Below are 19,391 nucleotides of genomic sequence, written 5' to 3'. Positions count from 1 at the left end.
TCTTGCGTCTTAAAAGAGAAATATTTATTATACAATTCCTTGCGCATTTGCGTATACCAACCTTTTCATTTCTACTATTTTGTTAGAAAACGCAAAGACGCAAAAGAAATTTATAAACTTTATGCTTTAAGGCGCAAAGATTTTATCTCTGATAAAATTTTATACAGCAGATTTAATCTCAATTTTCAACCATAGTCAGTTTAAAGATCAATCATCAAATTCAAAGAGCAGAGTAAAATCCAACCATTAAGATCACTTAAGCAGATAAGATTTAAGATTAAGGCTTCCACAACGAAAAGACAGCAGGCTAAAATAATTTTAGAAATTCTACTGATTTTTGCCTAAGTTTTGATGACCTTAATGGCTTAGATTCTAACCCAATAATTTATTTTTCAGTTTATTGAACTGATATTCTATTTTATCCAGACAAAGATTTCCTATACTTCCCTGATGGGTATGTTCAAGATTTCCGGGTTCAAATTCAAACGTATTGTTTTCAATCTCCTGCCCTACTTTTACATAAGCATCACGGAAAGAGCTTCCGCTTTTCACCTCTTCATTGATCTTTTCCACACTGAAAAGGTATTTGTATTTCTCGTCCTCCAGAATCCCGTCTTTCACCTTAATATTCGGTAAAGTATAGCTTAAGATTTCCAGACATTCCTTTAAAGAATCTATCGCAGGGAAAAGAATTTCTTTTGTCAGCTGTACATCTCTGTGATATCCTGAAGGCAGATTGCTTGTTAAAAGGATCAGTTCGTTTGGAAGTGACTGAATTCTGTTGCATCGTGCACGAACCAGCTCAAAGATATCCGGATTTTTTTTGTGCGGCATAATACTGCTTCCCGTAGTAAATTCTTTTGGAAAACTGATAAAATCAAAGTTCTGGCTCAGATAAAGACATACATCATAAGCGAACTTGCCAAGCGTTCCCGCTAAAGTAGCCATCGCCATGGCCAGCATTTTTTCTGACTTTCCACGGGTCATCTGAGCGTACACAGAATTGTAATTCATGGACTGGAAGCCTAAGTTATAGGTGGTACTTTCACGATTGATCGGAAAAGACGAACCATAACCAGCAGCTGATCCCAGTGGATTTTTATTAATGATATTCTTCACTGAAAACAGCATTTCCACATCATCCAAAAGCGCTTCTGCATAAGCTCCGAACCACAACCCAAATGATGAAGGCATCGCAATCTGGAAATGGGTATATCCCGGAAGCAGAACATTTTTATGCTGATCTGCCAGCTGAATTAAAATCTGAAAAAACTCGTCTGTAAGGGCTGTAATTTCACGGATTTCATCCAATAAATACAATTTGATATCCAGTAAAACCTGATCATTTCTTGATCGTGCCGTATGGATTTTCTTTCCCGTATCTCCTAATTCTTCAATCAGGATCGCTTCTACCTGAGAATGGATATCCTCAGCTTCTTTATCAATTTCAAAAGTCCCATCCTCAATTTGATTTAAAATACTATTTAAAACAGATAACATCTGCTCTGATTCTTCTTTTGTAATAATGCCGGTTTCTGCCAGCATTTTACAATGTGCCATAGAACCTTTAACGTCATATTTGGCTAAACGCTCGTCGAAGTCAAGATCTTTACCGACTGTAAATTGATTGACTAATATATTGGTGGCAAGGTCATCCTTCTGCCATATTTTTTTCATGATAATATTTGATTTAAATATTTGTTGGTTCTGACATGCCCGGCAAGGCAATCCTTATTACTAATAACTATAAAAAAACATTTCCTTATGTAAAGCTTTCATTTTTAATTTTCTTTTTGCATAAATCTTATTAAAAACTGAACTTCTAGAGCCTGCCGGACGGAGTCAAAACATATATTGAGCTGGAAGCCTGAGGCTGGAGGCAGGAAGCTAATAACATACTGCAATAACTTCCCTCTTCCTACACCCATCTTCCATTTTTATAACACTTTTTCTAAAATGCTGATGTAAATTTCTATTCCTTCTTCTATTTCATGGATATAGATAAATTCATCTGCTGTATGAGAGCGCCTGCTGTCTCCAGGACCTATTTTCACTGATGTACATGGAATAATCGCCTGATCTGAGGAAGTAGGTGAACCATAGGTTGTCCTTCCGACTTCAATTCCTGCTTTTACAAACGGGTGATCCATTTCGATCTTGGAGGAATTCAGCCTGAACGATCTTGCTTTTAATGTAGATTTCATCTGAGACTGAATGATTTCAAATGCTTCCTGATTGGAATATTCATCCGTTACCCTCACATCCAATGTAAAATTGCACGATTCCGGAACCACATTATGCTGTACTCCTGCATGGATTCCTGATAAAGTAACTTTAACTTCGCCCAGATATTCTGAAACCTTCGGAAATTTAAAGGAAAGAATATTCTGCAGATCCTGCATACATTTTACAATTGAGTTATCATCATTAGGATGAGCGGCGTGAGAAGGAGTACCTTTCATTTCACCATCAATCACAAGAAGTCCTTTTTCTGCAATCGCCAGGTTCATCTGCGTGGGTTCTCCTACAATGGCGAGTTCTATGTTGGGTAGCTGCGGAAATAAGGCTTCGATTCCATCAAATCCTGAAATCTCCTCCTCTGCCGTCAAAGCAATAACTAAATTATATTTTAAATCTTCTTTATCATAAAAATGTAAAAAAACCTGTGCCATAGAAACCAGAGAAGCTCCTGCATCATTGCTTCCCAATCCGAACAGTTTACCTTCTTTTTCGATCGGTACAAACGGATCAAGTGTATAAGCTTTATTAGGCTTTACCGTATCATGATGGGTATTCAGTAAAACAGAAGGCTTAAACACATCAAAGTGTTTGTTCACCGCCCAGATATTGTTTTTAAAACGTTTGGTAGGAATCTGATGTTTTTTGAAAAAATTTTCAATCTCTACCGACGTATTGAATTCATCTTTACTGAATGAAGGAATCTCAATCAAATTTTTAAGCAATCCGACCGCGTTATTCAACAGTTCTTCTTTATTATAAACAGATTTCAGTTCCTGCATGATGATTTTCTATATGGTTTTTCAGTTCTGTTTCTTTGATCAGAAACACTTTATTTACATTATTTTTTATCGCTCCAAGAGCATTTTCAAGTTTGGGTAAAATCCCTTTATGAAGTTTTCCTTCTTCTTTTAATACCGTGAATTCTTCTTCATTGACACTTCTGATCACCGATTCCGGATCATTCACATCTTCCAAAACACCTTCTTTATCAAAGCAATACAACAGTTCAACTTCATATTTCTCAGACAAAGCCTGCGCCATCACAGAAGCAATGGTATCTGCATTGGTATTGAAAAGATTTCCTTTTCTGTCGTGGGTAATCGCAGAAAATACAGGAACAAGATCCAGTTTGATGAGTTTTGAAACCAGCTTTCTGTTTACACTTTTCTTGGTAATATCCCCCACAAATCCAAAATCGATTTCAGGATGTTCTCTTTTCTTAGCTTTAATTAAATTTCCGTCTGCCCCCGAGAATCCTATGGCATTGCATTTTTTCTGCTGCAGCTTTTCAACAATATTTTTATTAATTCCTCCCGCATACACCATCGTTACAATGTCCAAAGTTTCTTTATCCGTAATCCTCCTGCCATTGATCATTTTCTGCTCAATGCCCAGTCTATCAGCCAGCGTTGTTGCCAGCTTGCCACCGCCATGAACAAGGATTTTCTTTTCAGTAATTTCAGAAAACTGTTCTAAGAATTGGCTTAATAATTCCTCATCATCAATTAAAGCTCCGCCAATTTTTATGATGTATAACTTTTCTTTCATTGTAAACATTTTGGGATACTTGATCTTTTCTATCCTTGTCAAGGTTTTGAACCTTAACAAGGATTATTTTAAGCTTTTAATTCATCTAAAATTTCACTGAATACGGCTTGTGCAGAGAAAATCCGGTTTTTTGCCTGCTGATAAATGATAGAATGGTCTCCATCCATCACCTCATCACTCAATTCTACATTACGGCGAACCGGAAGGCAGTGCATTACTTTCGCATTATTGGTATTGGCTAATTTTTCATTCGTGAGCATCCAGTTTCCCTTCACTTCTGGCATTGCAGCATAATCATCAAAAGAAGACCAGTTCTTCACATAGATAAAGTCTGCATCTTTCAACGCTTCATCCTGATCATGGATTACTTTCACATCTTTGGTAAAGTTTTTATCTAAATCATACCCTTCGGGATTAGCAATCACCAATTCCACATCCATTTCCTGCATCCATTCTGCGAAAGAATTTCCAACAGCATGAGCGATAGGCTTGATGTGTGGCGCCCATGTTAATACTACTTTTGGTTTATAGTCTTTTTTCCAGTTTTCTGTAATGGTGATGCAATCTGCAAGACTTTGTAAAGGATGGCGTGTAGCTGATTCCAGAGAAATGACAGGTACTTTTGCATGCTTTTCAAACTGGCTTAATATGCTTTCATTCACATCATCTTCTTTGCTCTTCATCCCTGCAAAACAACGTACCGCAATGATATCGCAATATTGATTTAAGACTTCAATAGCATCTTTGATATGTTCTACCGTGTCTCCGTTCATTACCGCTCCGTCAGCAAATTCAAGATTCCAGGCTTCCTGTGCTGCGTTTAACGTCAATACATTCAATCCAAGATTTTGAGCTGCAATCTGGCTGCTCAGACGGGTTCTTAAACTTGAATTTAAAAATACAAGTCCGATTGTTTTTCCCTTTCCTTTTTGTGTTTCAGTAAGGGGGTCTGCTTTTATCTGTAAAGCTTTTTTTATGATTTCCTGTAAGTTTTCTACATCACTTACAGAGGTAAATTTTTTCATTTTAAACTAATTTTAAAGATTTTGCTTACACATTGATTGTTGATCTAACCACAAAAGGCACAAAAGTTTTTACTAAAACACTTTAGAACACTTAAGTTTTAAAAGTTGATTATTTTGAAAATATATAAGCTCACAGAAGAAGAAAATCAAAGATTTTCGAAAACTTAAGTGCACTTCTTAAGCCTTTAGTATTTTCTTAAAATCACTTAAGTGTTTAAATTCTTTTGTGACTTTTATGGTTTAAATATTTCCAAGCACTGCTTTCAAAGCATTGATGAAAAGATCCGTTTCCTCTTTTTTGATATTCAGTGCCGGAAGAATCCTTAAAACACTTTTATCATTAGAGTTTCCAGTGAAAATATGATGATCGAACAGTAATTCTTTCCTTACTTCTGAACAGTCTCTGTCGAGTTCTATTCCGATCATCAATCCTTTCCTTCGGATAGATTTAATATGTGGTAAATCTTTAATTTCATTTTCAATATACTCACCCATCTGTTGCGCATTTTCAAGAAGATTTTCATCTTTCATGACATCCAGCACAGCAATAGAAGCGGCACAGGCAAGGTGGTTTCCTCCAAATGTCGTTCCCAGCAAACCGTTGCTTGCCTGGAATTTAGGATGGATTAAAACTCCGCCCACAGGGAAACCATTCCCCATTCCTTTTGCTGTAGTAATAATGTCTGCCTCAACACCAAATTCCTGATGGGCAAAGAAATATCCACTTCTCCCATACCCGGACTGCACTTCATCCAAAATAAGAACAGTATCATATTTTTCACATAATTCTTTGATTTTAGATAAAAATTCCGGTGTTGGAATCATAATTCCTCCTACTCCCTGAATTCCTTCGATGATTACAGATGAAATTTCATTTCCAAATTTTTCAAAGGTTTCTTCAAGCTCTTGTATATCATTCCATTCTGATTTGATAAATCTTTCAGAAAAATTAACCGGAGCTACAATTTTCGGATTATCAGTCACTGAAACCGCTGCAGAGGTTCTGCCGTGAAATGAGCCTGAAAAGTAAAGCACTTTGCTTTTTCCGTTATGAAATGAAGCCAGCTTCAATGCATTTTCATTGGCTTCTGCTCCGGAATTACACAGGAAAAGGTTATAATCTTCATATCCTGAAAGTTTACCCAGTTTTTCCGCTAACTCCGTCTGCAATTCATTCTGAACAGAATTGGAATAGAAAGAAATTTTTTCCAGCTGATCTTTCAGCTTATTCTGATAGTGTGGATGGTTGTGACCGATAGAAATCACAGCATGACCTCCGTAAAAATCAAGATATTGCTCTCCTTTGTCATCCCACAGAAAAGATCCCTGAGCTTTTACTGGATTTATGTTGAATAATGGATATACGTTGAATAAATTCATTTTTTTATTTTTTATTTTTCTTTTGTCTTAAAACAAAAGAAACAAAAGTTCAAGACCTGGAAACTTCCGCTAAAAATTAGTTCTATTCACTAAAAATTCTAAAACTTGTGCGAAATTCGAATTGGTTCTTCGGTTCTCTATTTTCCTCGCACTTCGAACAGTAGAATTTTCTTAACGTTCATAGAATTAATTTTCTTAACGCTCCATTTTCCTAAGTCGGATTTACTTTCTGTTAAAATTCTCAATTACTTACCGTCAATTTAAAATGCTATCGGTTTCAGGTTTAATCCTGCATTTTCCTCCCAGTTCATAGCCAGATTCATATTCTGTACGGCCTGCCCCGAAGCACCTTTTAACAAATTGTCAATCGCTGAGTGAATAACGACAACATTTCCACTCTTTTCGATTTGAATCACACAGCGATTGGTATTGACAACCTGCTTTAAATCCACTGCCTTCCTGCTTACTGTAACAAAAGGCTCCTCTGCATAAAAATCCTGATACAAATGTTCTATTTCCTCCAGCTCCAGCTCCGTCTTCATGGTGGAACTTGTAAAAATCCCTCTTGCAAAATCCCCTCTCCAAGGAACAAAGTTCAGGTTTACTTCTTTATTATTGAATACAATCAGCTGCTGCAAAATCTCATCCACATGTTGATGAGTTAATGTTTTATAGGCTGAAACATTATCATTTCTCCAGGTAAAATGAGTGGTTGCCTGCAGAGACTGCCCGGCTCCCGTAGAACCCGTAATCCCTGTGGTAAAGACCTCATTCAACACTCCTTTTTCCGCCAATGGCAGCAAAGCCAATTGAATGGCCGTAGCAAAACATCCCGGGTTCGCAATACTTTTAGCACCCACTAGTTGTTTTTTATTAATTTCCGGCAATCCGTAGATAAAATTTCTGTTTCCGAAATTTCCTTCTAAGCGGAAATCGTTTCCAAGATCAATCACCAGCGTTTCATCCTTGACAGGGTTCTGTGTTAACCAGTTTTGACTTTCTTTATGCGGAAGACACAGAAAAAGAATATCTACGTCTTCAGATTTATCCGTCAAAACCATTTCACAAACCGTCGTTAAATCCGGGTACAGATCCGAAATTCTTGTTCCCGAATTCGAACGACTATATAAAAAACTCAATGTCACATGGGGATGAAAAGCCAGTAAGCGTATCAGCTCACTTCCTGTATAACCGTTGGCACCAATGATTCCTACTGTTTTCTTCATTTTAATTCTGACAGCATTTTGTTCTGCCTTTCATTACATCGTCCTTGCGGAACTAGTTGATATTTTGGTTAATCTGGTGGTATATATTTAAAGAATTGCTTACAATCTTCGTATATCCTTTTACATCTTCTCCCGTCCATGCTCTGTTCGCTTCTCCATAGCTTCCGAATTTGTCGGACATCAGATCATGATCAGATTCAATTCCATTCAAAATAAATCTGTAAGGATGAAGGGTTACAAATACTTTCCCGGTTACTGTTTTCTGAGAATCTACCAAGAACGACTCAATATTTCTCATGACAGGATCTAAGAAAAGTGCTTCATGAAGCCAGTTTCCATACCAGTCGGATAACTGCGACTTCATCATTTGCTGATATTTTGAAAGCGTATGTTTTTCCAATAAATGATGCGCTTTGATAATCACCGATGCTGCAGCTGCTTCAAACCCCACACGTCCTTTAATCCCAACAATGGTATCCCCTACGTGAATATCACGACCAATTCCATATGCTGAAGCCAGTTCTTCTATTTTTTGAATGGCATATACTGAATGTTCAAAGCTTTCTCCATTGACTCCTACCACTTCTCCGTTTTTAAACTCAATCTCCAGCTCTGAAGGTTGAGTTTCTTTAATTTGAGACGGAAAAGCTTCTTCCGGAAGATAATTTCTTGATGTCAACGTTTCCTTTCCTCCTACTGAAGTTCCCCAAAGTCCTTTATTGACAGAATATTGAGCTTTCTGGAATTCCATTTCATACCCATGCTGCTTCAAAAACTCAATTTCTTCCTCACGGGACAAAGCCATATCACGGATAGGCGTAATGATTTCGATATTTGGGCACATTACCTGGAAGATCAGATCAAAACGAACCTGGTCATTCCCAGCTCCTGTACTTCCGTGAGCAATGGCATCTGCCTGTACTTCAATGGCATATTTTGCAATCTCCTGCGCCTGAATAGTACGTTCAGCACTTACCGATAGAGGATATGTATTATTTTTCAATACATTCCCGAAAATCAAATATTTCACACATGAATTATAGTAATCTTCCTGAGCGTCTACGCACCTGTACTCTTTTACTCCAAGGTTTAAGGCTTTTCTTTCCAACTCTTTTTCTTCTTCTTTTGAAAAACCTCCGGTGTTTACAGTAACAGCATACACATCATACCCTAGTGTTTCACTAAGATATTTAGCACAGTAGGAAGTATCTAAACCTCCGCTAAACGCTAAGATGACTTTCTTTTTCATCTGGACTCTTTTTATTTTTATTAATGGTCACATGGAATTCATCAAAATCTTTCTGAATCATTCCATCATATTTATTTTCAGGCAGATTATTCACTACCTCCTCTTTTTTTTTATCGTTTTCCGGAACAAATAACATGGCTGTACACAGACAGTTTTTGCGTTCCTTCATCATTAAAATCTCATAGTTCACGCAGTTCTTGCATCCGTTCCAGAATTCTTCATCCTGAGTCAGTTCAGAATAGATCACGGGTTTATATCCCAAATCACTATTGATTTTCATCACTGCCAAACCTGTTGTTAATCCAAATACTTTCGCATCCGGATATTTGTCTCTAGATAACTGGAAAACTTTCTGCTTGATCTGAGTCGCTACTCCCCCGTTCCTGAATTTCGGTGACACAATCAGCCCCGAATTGGCCACAAACTTCCCATGCGACCAGGTCTCTATATAACAGAAACCTACCCACTCACCGTTTTCAGTGGCAACCACAGCATTGCCTTCTGAAATCTTCTTACTCAAATATTCTATGGAACGTTTTGCGATCCCCGTTCCTCTACGCTGTGCAGAATCGTACATTTCCTGCTGTATTTCACTCACATACATTAGATGTTCGCATGAGGAAATTTCTATTTCCATTTATTTATCTAAATTTTTTGGCAAATTTAAAATATAATTTCTTTTAAATCCAAATAAAAAAGATATTTTTTTTGTTTTATAATTTTAAACAGGTAAAATTATCTTTATTGAAAAATATACATTTGCTAATTTATTATATATTTGCTAAAATAATATAGTTATGGAAAACACCTGTCCTAAATGCAAGAGTATCAAAGTAGTAAAAAGCGGCATTATCAACAATAAACAGCGCTTCCACTGCAAAGACTGCAATTATTATTTTACTGTTAAAAAACTGGGAAAACAAATTGACGATTACTACGTAACCAAAGCTCTTCAGCTTTATCTGGAAGGTTTAAGTTACCGTGAAATTGAAAGAATTATCGGTGTTTCTCATGTTACCATAAGCTCATGGATTAAAAAATACAATATCACAAGACCTCCCCATTCCGAATTCCATCCTGTTTATAAGATACTAAAGCAGAGCGAACTGATTGAATATATCGCTCAGGAAGAGAATATTAAAAACTCCGGAATTATCATCACCCAATTTGCCGATAAGTATATGCTGATTAAGTGGGAACGGTTTAAGAAGTAGTACGGGGTACGAGTTACGGGATGCGGGATGCGGGGTGCGGGGTTTCGGGATGCGAGTCATGAGGTTTAAAAACAGAGGTAAAAATACTCTTATAAATAACTTTATATCAAATATTTAAAAAAAAGTATGATTTTAAAATCTTAAACACCAAACCTCGAACCCCGAATCCCGAAAATCAAAGTCTATCAAATACCAACTATACTATTACCACTAATATATATTAAATTTTCATAAATAAATTATTAATTACAATTTGGCATTCACAAAAAACAACGCCAAAAATTGATAATTTATGAAGAAATTACTTACATTCATTGGATTAGCTTTAATCAGTAGTTCCTTATACTCACAAGGTTCTCCTGATTATGGCAGTGGCTTAAAACTTAACCTCAACCAAAACGGGGATAAATTCGTCAGATTTATTTTATGGGACCAGTTTTGGGTAAGAAATACATCTATGAACCCCGGAACCATGGTAGGCGGTGAACCCACTGACAACTCATGGAGTCTGGGAAACAGAAGGTTACGTGCATTAACATACGCACAGATCTCTAAGAGATATATGATCCTGCTCCATTTCGGAATTAATAATCAGACTTTCATCAATGGCGGCGCTTCAGGCACCTCAGGAACAGGAGGTTATGGAAACGGAAAGAAAACCCAGCTGTTCTTTCATGATGCCTGGAACGAATATGCAGTTATTTTACCTGGAGAAGCGGGAAAATTCAGTTTAACTTTAGGGGCCGGACTACACTACTATATGGGGCTTTCCCGTATGACCATGGCTTCCACGCTTAACTTCCTTACATTAGATTCTCCTGTTTTTTCATGGCCTTTGATTGATAATTCAGATCAGTTTGCAAGACAGCTTGGAATGTTTGCCAAAGGAAAGTACGGAAAACTGGAATATCGTTTCAGTTTAAATAAACCTTTCGCCACAGATCTTGTTCCTGTGAATGTAACAGATCCTTCAAAAGCAGTAGCCGTAGACAATAATGGAAATCCAAGTTTTTCAAAAGCAGGGTATGTTGAATATCAGTTCCTTGATGAAGAATCCAACACACTTCCTTTTAAAGTTGGATCTTACCTGGGAACAAAAAAAGTCTTCAATGTAGGTGCCGGTTTTTATCATCAGGCTGACGGAACAAGAACTTCTGTCAATTCAAACATTGAAAAACATGATATTACCCTTTTTGCTGTAGATGCGTTTGCAGATATTCCTTTGGGTGAGGCAAAAAATAAAATGGCCGTTTCTGCCTATGCCGGATATTATAATTACAATTTCGGACCGAACTATGTAAGAAATCTGGGAACCATGAATATTGGCGCCTCTGATCCTAATTTTATAGGGAATAAAGCCATTGCAGGACCAGGAAATCTACAGCCAACCATTGGAACAGGTAATATTATCTACGCTCAGGCAGGTTTACTATTACCGAGTCAGGCAGAAAAGCCAAAAATCAGAATACAGCCTTTTGCTGCTTATACTCATAAAAGTTTTGAGGCTTTTGATAAATCTTCATCTCAGTTTGATGTCGGAGCCAATTGGTTTATAGACGGACATCACGCAAAAATAACGACACAGTATTCCACAAGACCTGTTTATACAAATCCTACGGAAAGTCCTTCTTCTAAAGGAGAATTTATTGTACAGTTTCAAATCTACCTTTAAAATTTGAACCATTAAGAATTAAGATGGATTGGGAATTGACTAAGTCGAATCTTCGATTTCTGACGAATGAAGAATCTTACTGACATCCAGACACACATGAGATTCTTCATTACATTTCATTTCATTCAGAATGACACTTTTTTGAAATAGTTTCATTCAAAGCCCTTAACGGTTCAAAAAATTCAAATTAATAATCCTATTCCACTAACATCAAAAACTAATCAATATGAGCGAAAATCATCACGAAAGCTACGAAAATATGACCGACAGGCAGAAAAACCGCACCATCTGGAGTGTGATCACTGCCTCATCTCTCGGAACATTGATAGAATGGTATGACTTCTATATCTTTGGAAGTCTGGCCGTTGTTTTAGCCACCAAATTTTTCCCTGCGGATAATCCTACTGCTGCATTTTTATCTACCCTGGCCACTTTTGCTGCCGGATTTGTAGTAAGACCTTTCGGGGCATTATTTTTCGGGAGACTGGGAGATCTTATCGGAAGAAAATATACTTTCCTGGTTACGTTACTGATTATGGGATTTTCCACTTTCCTGATCGGATGTATTCCAAGTTATGAAACCATTGGATTTCTGGCGCCGGTTTTGGTTTTAATTTTAAGATTACTTCAGGGGCTTGCTTTAGGAGGTGAATACGGAGGTGCTGCCACGTATGTCGCAGAATACGCACAACCTCATCGCCGCGGATACTGGACCTCCTGGATCCAGACTACAGCAACAGCCGGACTTTTCATTTCATTAATTGTTATTCTGATCACCAAGACCACTCTTTCTGCAGAAGAATTTGATACGTGGGGATGGAGAGTTCCATTCTGGATCTCCATTTTGATGGTGGCCGTATCTTACATTATCAGAAAGAACATGAAAGAATCTCCTCTTTTTGCGAAAGCCAAAAGTGAGGGAAAAACATCCAAAAACCCTTTAAAGGAAAGTTTCGGAAACAAATACAATTTCAAATTTGTACTATTGGCTTTATTCGGGGCTGCGATGGGACAAGGTGTGATCTGGTATACAGGACAATTCTATGCCATGAGTTTCCTTCAAAAGGTCATGAATGTAGAATCGGCGCAGGTAGATTCATTGATGGCTACGGCTTTATTTTTAGGAACACCCTTCTTTGTATTCTTTGGATGGCTTTCTGACAAAATCGGCAGAAAAGCAGTGATGATGACCGGAATGCTGATCGCTATTTTAGCGTACAGACCTATTTACGACAGCATGTTTAAAAGTGTAAACCTCGAAAACAAAACAATTGCAGCAAATGGAATTACAGAAAAAAGAACGGCGAAAATCCACAATGATATTGCGACAGACAGCCTGGTGACTTTTCACAAAGAAACACTTTATACAGACGGAACTTTAATTAAAAAAGACAGCGTAGTTCATTGGTCTCCGTCAGGAGTTGCTATGAAAGACGGAAAACCGGAGGAAGCCAAAGTTTCTCAAAGTTTAAAATTAAGTGACAACACCAAATGGTACCTGGTATTCCTTGTTTTCATCCAGGTGATCTTTGTAACCATGGTTTACGGACCTATCGCGGCTTTCCTTGTTGAAATGTTCCCTGTGAGAATCCGTTACACCTCAATGTCATTACCTTATCATATTGGAAACGGGGTATTCGGAGGACTTCTTCCGGCGGTAGCCACTTATCTGGTAACTACAGGAAAAGAAGCAGGACATACAACATGGTATCTGGAAGGACTCTGGTACCCGATTGGAGTCGCTGCCGTATGTTTGATCATCGGATTATTTTATCTTAAAAATAAGAACAATAATCTTCACGATTAGGTACTGAATCACTCAAATTTTTATTAATTTTAAAACTACTAAAATGAACGGACTAAAAAAAATATTAGGCATTCTCTGGATCGCAATAGCAGTAATTGTGGGTTACTTCGGAATTACCGTACTGGGAATCCCGAAAATAACTTCCGGAAAACAGGAAGATCTGGTTTTTGGCATCATCATTCTTTTTGTACTGATGCCGATTATCTCAGGCGGAATGGCAGTTTTCGGTTATTACGCCTTAAAAGGAGAATATTCTGACGATAAAATTTAAAAGCAAAAAACAGATCATTGATGAATGCGGCATTCATCAATGATCTGTTATCAATTATAAAAAAATGGATATCACGATTAAAGCAATTCCCCGTCCTTCTCAGGATAAGAACGTTATTGACCTCATCTGCAGATTAAATACTTCTCTTATTACAATCTCTGGTGAGAGTGGAAGCAAAAGTGCAAACCTTGATGACTTTTCTCAGGAGAAAGCTTTGTTCCTCATTGCTGTAAGTGATGAAAAACCCATAGCCTGTGGAGGTTTTCGCCCCCTTTCACCAGAAATATGTGAAATTAAACGCATGTTCTCCCTGGAAAAAAACATAGGCCTGGGCGGAAAGATTCTCTCGGCGTTAGAAAAAGCCGCAAAACAATTCGACTATAAATACATCTATCTGGAAACCCGTAAAAAAAATGACAATGCCGTAAAGTTTTATCTGAAAAACGAATATAAGGTCATTGAAAATTATGGAATTTACATCGGACGTGAAGAAGCGATATGCTTCAGTAAGGAAATAAAATAATTATGAAAAAAAGACACGAACAAAAACTTATCATACTGAGCGTAGGGCTTATGATTGCTTTCAGCATTCCTATTTCACTGCTTTTCAATAGTGACAGGGAAGTTTTGGGCTATCCTATGATCCTTATTTACCTGTTCGTGGTCTGGATGATTTCCATTGTGATTTCTTTTGTAATTGTAAAAAGACATGATGAGTAGTTTCGCATTATTTTTTGTCGTTCTGTTTTATCTGGCCCTCCTTTTCTTAGTTGCCTACCTGGCAGAGAAGAAAAGAAGCAAGCTTTGGATCAATAATCCATACATCTATGCTTTATCTCTTGCTGTATATTGTACTGCCTGGACGTATTATGGAAGTATCGGTGTGGCAGCGACAAGCGGATTAAACTATTTGCCAATTTACATTGGACCTATTATGATTATTCCGGCATGGATCTATATCAATACCCGGATTGTAAGAATTTCAAGGGTCAACAAAATAAGCAGCCTGGCCGATTTCATTTCATTGAGATACGGGAACAGCAGAAGCCTGAGTGCCATTATCACGATAGTCTGCCTTCTGGCGATAGTTCCTTATATCGGCCTGCAGATTAAAGCCATTTCTGAAACCTTCCATCTGGTAACTGAAACTCCGATGTCGAAAGACATTCTGACTGATAATGCAACTTTCGTGGTAATTTTAATCGCTTTATTTTCTTCTTATTATGGAACACGATATGTAGATGCTTCAGAAAAAAGGCTTGGAATTATCTCCGCCATTGCTCTGGAAAGTTTTTTAAAGCTATTTTTTATTATTATTCTCGGATTTTTTGTCATTTATTATGTTTTTGATGGTTTCTCAGATATTTATGAGAAAGCCAGTAAATTTGAAGATTTTAAAGAAAAAAACACCTTCAACGGAATTGAAGGTGCCCTGAACTGGATGGTTCTCTGCATGATTTCCGCAACAGCGATCTGCATTCTCCCAAGACAGTTCCACACTGCTATTGTTGAAAACAGGCAGGAAAAGCACATCAGAACAGCTATTTGGTTTTTTCCACTTTACCTTCTAATCTTTACTGTATTTATTTTCCCGATTGCCTGGGGAGGAAGATTAATTTTTGACGGACAGAAAGTAAATCCTGAGTTCTACTCTATTCTGATTCCACAACATTTCGACAATACTTTGATCACAGTATTCGTCTTTCTTGGAGGATTAAGCTCATGTATTTCCATGATCATTATCTCTGCCATTACTTTATCCATCATGCTTTCCAACAACCTCATCATTCCATACGGATTGCTGGGAAAATTAAAATCTGAAAGCGAGGAGCAAAATACAAGAATCATCACCAATATCAGGAAGTTCAGTATTTTCGCATTGATCATTATGGCTTTTGCCTTCTACAAGTATTTCATTTTGAAAACTTCCCTGGATTCGGTAGGATTAATCTCATTTGTCGTGATTGCACAGCTGGCACCTGCATTTTTCGGAGCTTTATTCTGGAGAAGAGGAAGCTATAAAGGTGCTGTTACAGGACTTTTAGCCGGATTGGTAATATGCTATTTCGGGCTGATTATTCCCCAGTATTATTTTTCGTACAATCAGGAATTTAAAGGGGTCTTGAGGGATATGTATAATGCTTTCGGTTTTTTTACCATTCCTTATTTAGGAAGAATTCCACAGATCTTTTTCTGGTCGATGCTGGTCAATACAAGCCTGTTTACCATTGTTTCCGTAAGTTCAAAAGGAAATTACCGCGAAAGAAACTTTGCTGAGCTTTACGTAGACATCGATAAGTACATTCAGAATCACGAAAATGCTTTCATCTGGCGCGGAACAGCCTACATATCTGATATTCAGAATATCCTGGAACGTTTCTTAGGTAAGAATAAAACGGAACAGGCCTTAAGGATTTTTAATTTAAAATATAACATCGACTCCAATACTGAGACAGCCGATTCAAGGTTTATCAAATTCTCAGAAAACCTTTTGGCCGGAAGAATCGGTACAGCTTCCGCAAAAATATTGATTGAAGGAGTAACCAAGGAAGATAAAATATCTTTAAAAGAAGTTTTAAACATTCTCGAAGAATCGCAGGAAAATATCAGCTTGAATAAAAAGCTTACCGAACAGTCTGCAGAACTTCAGAAACTGTCTAATGATCTGAGGACTGCCAATGAAAGTCTGATTATTAAAGACCGTCAAAAAGACGATTTTCTGGATTCTGTCGCTCACGAGCTAAGAACTCCGATTACGGCCATCCGTTCAGCAGGAGAAATTTTAGCGGATGACGATGATATCCCTTTTGACATCAAACAGGAGTTTTTAAACAACATCATCACAGAATCCGACAGATTAAGCGAAATCATCAATGATATTCTTTATCTGGATAAATTGCAGCATGGTGAAATCTCTTTGCATATTCAGGAAAATAATATTGTTGACACGTATAAAAAAGCATTGAGTCCGCTCCTTCACCTGATACAGCAGAAAAATATTCATTTAAGTGAAGTTAATCTCCTGAATCAGTCTATATTTGAATATGATGAAGCAAGAATGATTCAGCTGTTTCAGAATATCTGGGGAAATGCTTTAAAATTTACGGAAGAACATGGCACCATTCAGACCAAATTGTTTGAAAAAGATCAGCAGCTGATCATTACCATCTTCAATACCGGAAAGCATATTCCGGAAGAGGATCTGGAAATGATTTTTGATAAATTTTATCAATCGAAAAACCAAAACATATTAAAGCCTACAGGAAGCGGACTGGGATTAGCCATTTCCAAAAAAATTGTAGAGGCACATGGAGGAAGTATAAAAGCAGAAAACAGCGGGCTGGGCGTAACTTTCACCATCAACATTCCCAAAAAAACTAAAAAAGAGATTACAGATGAAGTTGAACACCATTAAAACCTTCTTATGAGAAAGATAATCATTGCGGATGACGAACACAAAATATTGATGTCGTTGGAATACAGCTTTAAGAAAAACGGATATGATGTTTATATTGCCCGTGACGGAATGGAAGTCCTTGACTTTTTGAAAACCATGGTTCCGGATGTGATTCTTCTCGATATTATGATGCCGAATCTGGATGGCTACAGCACCTTGGATCTTATTAAACAGGATGAAAAACTGAAAGACACCAAAGTGATTTTTCTAAGTGCTAAAAATAACCCAAGAGATATTGAAAAAGGATTGGAAATGGGAGCTGACGCTTACGTTACAAAACCCTACTCGATTAAGAAACTGATGCAGCAGATTGAGGAGATGTTTTAAGAGATTGCTTCGCCTGCGGCTCGCAATGACATGCAGACACTAAACACAACTATTGACCTTAATATTGATATGAATACAGATACCTTATTTAAACAAAGCATAGAAAACAAAGAAGACTTCTGGAAGGAACAGGCCGGGAAAATACAATGGTTTGAATTTCCGCAACAGATTCTTTCCAATGGTGAGAACGATTACCCACAGTGGTTTTCTGACGGAAAGCTCAATATGTGTTACTTATGCATTGACAGACACATTGAAGACGGATTCGGGGATCAGGTTGCAATTATCTATGATTCTCCTGTAACCCATCAGAAGAAAACCTACACATTTCATCAGGCAAAAGAGGAAATAGCAAAACTGGCTGGAGGACTGGTTTCTTTAGGATTAAAAAAAGGAGACACAGCCGTTATTTATATGCCTATGATTCCGCAGACACTTTTTGCCATGCTGGCATGCGCAAGAATCGGGGTGATTCACAATGTGGTTTTCGGAGGCTTTGCTCCTCACGAGCTTGTTGTCAGAATTGATGACTGCAAACCGAAAGTTTTAATCACAGCTACAGCCGGTGTGGAAATTGCAAAGAGAATCCCTTATCTGCCACTGGTAGAAAAAGCAATTGAGCTGGCTCAGGACAAAGTAGACAATATTGTTGTATACAACAGAAAATTAGTAGATAATCAGGATGAGATGTTTGACGGATTGATTGATTATGAAGAACTGTTAGAAAAATCAGCTCCTGCGGACTGCGTTTCTGTAGAATCCACTCATCCGCTTTACCTTCTTTACACCTCAGGAACTACCGGAAAGCCTAAAGGGATCGTTCGTGACACGGGAGGTTATGCCACTGCATTACAATTCTCAATGACTTATATCTATGGTGTAGAACCGGGAGAAACGTATTGGGCTGCTTCAGACTTCGGATGGGCGGTTGGCCATAGCTTTTCCGTGTACGGACCCTTAATCAATAGAAACACGACTGTTATTTTTGAAGGAAAACCCATCATGACTCCTGATGCAGGAACTTTCTGGAGAATTATCTCAGAATATAAAGTTTCGGTGATGTTTACGGCCCCTACTGCTATCAGAGCTATTAAAAAAGAAGATCCGAACGGAGAACTGGTAAAAAAATACGATTTAACCCATTTTAAAAAACAGTTTCTCGCTGGTGAAAGATGCGATGTTGCCACTTTGGACTGGTTTGCAGAACATATTGGTGTTCCGGCAATAGACCATTGGTGGCAGACAGAATCCGGCTGGCCAATGCTGGGGTTGTTGACTCATGATGAAAATTATCAGATCAAAAGAGCATCTGCAGGAAAGCCTGTTCCGGGATATGATATTAGAATATTTGATGAAAACGGTTACGAACTCAATCCTCATCATGAAGGTTATCTGGTGATCAAACTTCCCCTCCCACCTGGCGCCATGCTTGGAATATGGAAAGACTACGCCCGTTTTGAAAGCAGTTACCTGTCTCAGTATAAAGGGTATTATTTTTCGGGAGATGGTGCTATTCAGGATGAAGACGGCTATATTTTCATTACAGGAAGAGTGGATGATGTGATTAATGTAGCAGGACACAGGCTTTCGACCTCTGAAATGGAAGAAATTGTTTCCTCACATCCTGATGTTGCCGAATGTGCCGTTGTAGGTATTGATGATGATTTAAAAGGACAGGTTCCTTTTGCCACAGTGGTTTTGAAAAACGGCTCGGCGATTTCTGAAGAAGATATTGAAAAAGATATCGTTCAGATGGTTCGCAACAAAATCGGAGCAGTTGCTTTTTTAAAAAACGTAATGGTTCTCAAACGTTTACCCAAGACGAGATCCGGAAAAATTTTAAGAAAGCTGATCCGGACACTGCTGGACGGTAAAGATTTTCAGATTCCATCCACTATTGATGATGAAAAAATCATTGAGGAAATCCAGGAAAAAATCCATGTTTATAGAGCTTAAATAGGAAATTAAACATAA

The 19,391-nt window shown here is 37.7% G+C and carries 17 protein-coding genes; 9 read left to right on the top strand and 8 right to left on the bottom strand.

What is annotated here, in order from left to right; genetic code table 11:
* Positions 1-372: 372 nt before the first annotated feature.
* From argH to ACLI50_RS10665, 8 genes are all read right to left on the bottom strand, one after another.
* Positions 373-1,677 (bottom strand): argininosuccinate lyase, encoded by a 1,305-nt coding sequence (gene argH, locus ACLI50_RS10700; RefSeq protein WP_110011105.1) that lies wholly within the window; start codon positions 1,675-1,677, stop codon positions 373-375.
* A 260-nt stretch (positions 1,678-1,937) separates the two neighbouring features.
* Entirely contained in the window at positions 1,938-3,020 is a 1,083-nt protein-coding gene (locus tag ACLI50_RS10695) for a M20 family metallo-hydrolase (protein WP_343642136.1), read from the bottom strand.
* Positions 2,995-3,789 carry an acetylglutamate kinase gene (gene argB, locus ACLI50_RS10690; protein ID WP_202843834.1) on the bottom strand — a complete coding sequence of 265 codons (795 nt, stop codon included), beginning with the start codon at positions 3,787-3,789 and terminating at the stop codon, positions 2,995-2,997. Before argB ends, ACLI50_RS10695 begins: the two co-directional genes overlap by 26 nt.
* A gap of 68 nt (positions 3,790-3,857) precedes the next feature.
* Complete coding sequence (locus ACLI50_RS10685) at positions 3,858-4,814, bottom strand: N-acetylornithine carbamoyltransferase (protein ID WP_343642133.1); 957 nt, start codon at positions 4,812-4,814, stop codon at positions 3,858-3,860.
* A 240-nt stretch (positions 4,815-5,054) separates the two neighbouring features.
* The gene (locus ACLI50_RS10680) at positions 5,055-6,194 is read right to left on the bottom strand and encodes an aspartate aminotransferase family protein (RefSeq protein ID WP_343642131.1); all 1,140 of its coding nucleotides are present in this window, start codon (positions 6,192-6,194) and stop codon (positions 5,055-5,057) included.
* A 260-nt stretch (positions 6,195-6,454) separates the two neighbouring features.
* Positions 6,455-7,420 carry an N-acetyl-gamma-glutamyl-phosphate reductase gene (argC, locus tag ACLI50_RS10675; protein ID WP_343642129.1) on the bottom strand — a complete coding sequence of 322 codons (966 nt, stop codon included), beginning with the start codon at positions 7,418-7,420 and terminating at the stop codon, positions 6,455-6,457.
* Positions 7,421-7,472: 52 nt separating this feature from the next.
* A complete protein-coding gene (gene argG / locus ACLI50_RS10670) occupies positions 7,473-8,669 on the bottom strand; it encodes an argininosuccinate synthase (protein WP_411413726.1) in 1,197 nt (398 codons plus the stop codon).
* Entirely contained in the window at positions 8,641-9,306 is a 666-nt protein-coding gene (locus ACLI50_RS10665; RefSeq protein WP_062670699.1) for a GNAT family N-acetyltransferase, read from the bottom strand. Before ACLI50_RS10665 ends, argG begins: the two co-directional genes overlap by 29 nt.
* Before the next feature lie 160 nt (positions 9,307-9,466).
* On the opposite strand from ACLI50_RS10665, the gene ACLI50_RS10660 reads away from it, so the two are divergent.
* The 9 genes from ACLI50_RS10660 to ACLI50_RS10620 all read left to right on the top strand — a co-directional run bounded on the left by ACLI50_RS10660 (position 9,467) and on the right by ACLI50_RS10620 (position 19,373).
* The gene (locus ACLI50_RS10660) at positions 9,467-9,883 is read left to right on the top strand and encodes an IS1/IS1595 family N-terminal zinc-binding domain-containing protein (protein ID WP_062670701.1); all 417 of its coding nucleotides are present in this window, start codon (positions 9,467-9,469) and stop codon (positions 9,881-9,883) included.
* Between the two features lie 292 nt (positions 9,884-10,175).
* A complete protein-coding gene (locus ACLI50_RS10655; protein ID WP_202843844.1) occupies positions 10,176-11,555 on the top strand; it encodes a porin in 1,380 nt (459 codons plus the stop codon).
* Positions 11,556-11,781: 226 nt separating this feature from the next.
* Positions 11,782-13,362, top strand: coding sequence for an MFS transporter (locus tag ACLI50_RS10650; RefSeq protein WP_202843846.1), 1,581 nt, complete (start codon positions 11,782-11,784; stop codon positions 13,360-13,362).
* Between the two features lie 43 nt (positions 13,363-13,405).
* Positions 13,406-13,633 (top strand): DUF6814 family protein, encoded by a 228-nt coding sequence (locus ACLI50_RS10645; protein WP_062670707.1) that lies wholly within the window; start codon positions 13,406-13,408, stop codon positions 13,631-13,633.
* A 64-nt stretch (positions 13,634-13,697) separates the two neighbouring features.
* Positions 13,698-14,156: a GNAT family N-acetyltransferase gene (locus ACLI50_RS10640; protein WP_343642117.1), complete on the top strand. Its 459-nt coding sequence runs from the start codon at positions 13,698-13,700 to the stop codon at positions 14,154-14,156.
* A 2-nt stretch (positions 14,157-14,158) separates the two neighbouring features.
* On the top strand, positions 14,159-14,353 hold the full coding sequence (locus ACLI50_RS10635) for a hypothetical protein (RefSeq protein WP_062670711.1): 195 nt from the start codon (positions 14,159-14,161) through the stop codon (positions 14,351-14,353).
* Positions 14,346-17,048: an ATP-binding protein gene (locus ACLI50_RS10630; RefSeq protein ID WP_395974924.1), complete on the top strand. Its 2,703-nt coding sequence runs from the start codon at positions 14,346-14,348 to the stop codon at positions 17,046-17,048. Before ACLI50_RS10635 ends, ACLI50_RS10630 begins: the two co-directional genes overlap by 8 nt.
* A gap of 9 nt (positions 17,049-17,057) precedes the next feature.
* Positions 17,058-17,417 carry a response regulator transcription factor gene (locus ACLI50_RS10625; RefSeq protein ID WP_110011117.1) on the top strand — a complete coding sequence of 120 codons (360 nt, stop codon included), beginning with the start codon at positions 17,058-17,060 and terminating at the stop codon, positions 17,415-17,417.
* Positions 17,418-17,486: 69 nt separating this feature from the next.
* Positions 17,487-19,373 carry an AMP-binding protein gene (locus ACLI50_RS10620; protein WP_411413902.1) on the top strand — a complete coding sequence of 629 codons (1,887 nt, stop codon included), beginning with the start codon at positions 17,487-17,489 and terminating at the stop codon, positions 19,371-19,373.
* Positions 19,374-19,391 lie beyond the last annotated feature (18 nt).

This window comes from Chryseobacterium cupriresistens, assembly GCF_046614675.1.
Classification (GTDB): Bacteria; Bacteroidota; Bacteroidia; order Flavobacteriales; family Weeksellaceae; genus Chryseobacterium; species Chryseobacterium cupriresistens.
Note: the sequence above shows the minus strand (reverse complement) of the source record. Positions and strands in the feature narration are given on the sequence as shown.

Bases quoted from the DNA above. Each gene is read 5' to 3' on its own strand.
- argH (WP_110011105.1), bottom strand. From the start codon at position 1,677: ATGAAAAAAATATGGCAGAAGGATGACCTTGCCACCAATATATTAGTC.
- ACLI50_RS10695 (WP_343642136.1), bottom strand. From the start codon at position 3,020: ATGCAGGAACTGAAATCTGTTTATAATAAAGAAGAACTGTTGAATAAC.
- argB (WP_202843834.1), bottom strand. From the start codon at position 3,789: ATGAAAGAAAAGTTATACATCATAAAAATTGGCGGAGCTTTAATTGAT.
- ACLI50_RS10685 (WP_343642133.1), bottom strand. From the start codon at position 4,814: ATGAAAAAATTTACCTCTGTAAGTGATGTAGAAAACTTACAGGAAATC.
- ACLI50_RS10680 (WP_343642131.1), bottom strand. From the start codon at position 6,194: ATGAATTTATTCAACGTATATCCATTATTCAACATAAATCCAGTAAAA.
- argC (WP_343642129.1), bottom strand. From the start codon at position 7,420: ATGAAGAAAACAGTAGGAATCATTGGTGCCAACGGTTATACAGGAAGT.
- argG (WP_411413726.1), bottom strand. From the start codon at position 8,669: ATGAAAAAGAAAGTCATCTTAGCGTTTAGCGGAGGTTTAGATACTTCC.
- ACLI50_RS10665 (WP_062670699.1), bottom strand. From the start codon at position 9,306: ATGGAAATAGAAATTTCCTCATGCGAACATCTAATGTATGTGAGTGAA.
- ACLI50_RS10660 (WP_062670701.1), top strand. From the start codon at position 9,467: ATGGAAAACACCTGTCCTAAATGCAAGAGTATCAAAGTAGTAAAAAGC.
- ACLI50_RS10655 (WP_202843844.1), top strand. From the start codon at position 10,176: ATGAAGAAATTACTTACATTCATTGGATTAGCTTTAATCAGTAGTTCC.
- ACLI50_RS10650 (WP_202843846.1), top strand. From the start codon at position 11,782: ATGAGCGAAAATCATCACGAAAGCTACGAAAATATGACCGACAGGCAG.
- ACLI50_RS10645 (WP_062670707.1), top strand. From the start codon at position 13,406: ATGAACGGACTAAAAAAAATATTAGGCATTCTCTGGATCGCAATAGCA.
- ACLI50_RS10640 (WP_343642117.1), top strand. From the start codon at position 13,698: ATGGATATCACGATTAAAGCAATTCCCCGTCCTTCTCAGGATAAGAAC.
- ACLI50_RS10635 (WP_062670711.1), top strand. From the start codon at position 14,159: ATGAAAAAAAGACACGAACAAAAACTTATCATACTGAGCGTAGGGCTT.
- ACLI50_RS10630 (WP_395974924.1), top strand. From the start codon at position 14,346: ATGAGTAGTTTCGCATTATTTTTTGTCGTTCTGTTTTATCTGGCCCTC.
- ACLI50_RS10625 (WP_110011117.1), top strand. From the start codon at position 17,058: ATGAGAAAGATAATCATTGCGGATGACGAACACAAAATATTGATGTCG.
- ACLI50_RS10620 (WP_411413902.1), top strand. From the start codon at position 17,487: ATGAATACAGATACCTTATTTAAACAAAGCATAGAAAACAAAGAAGAC.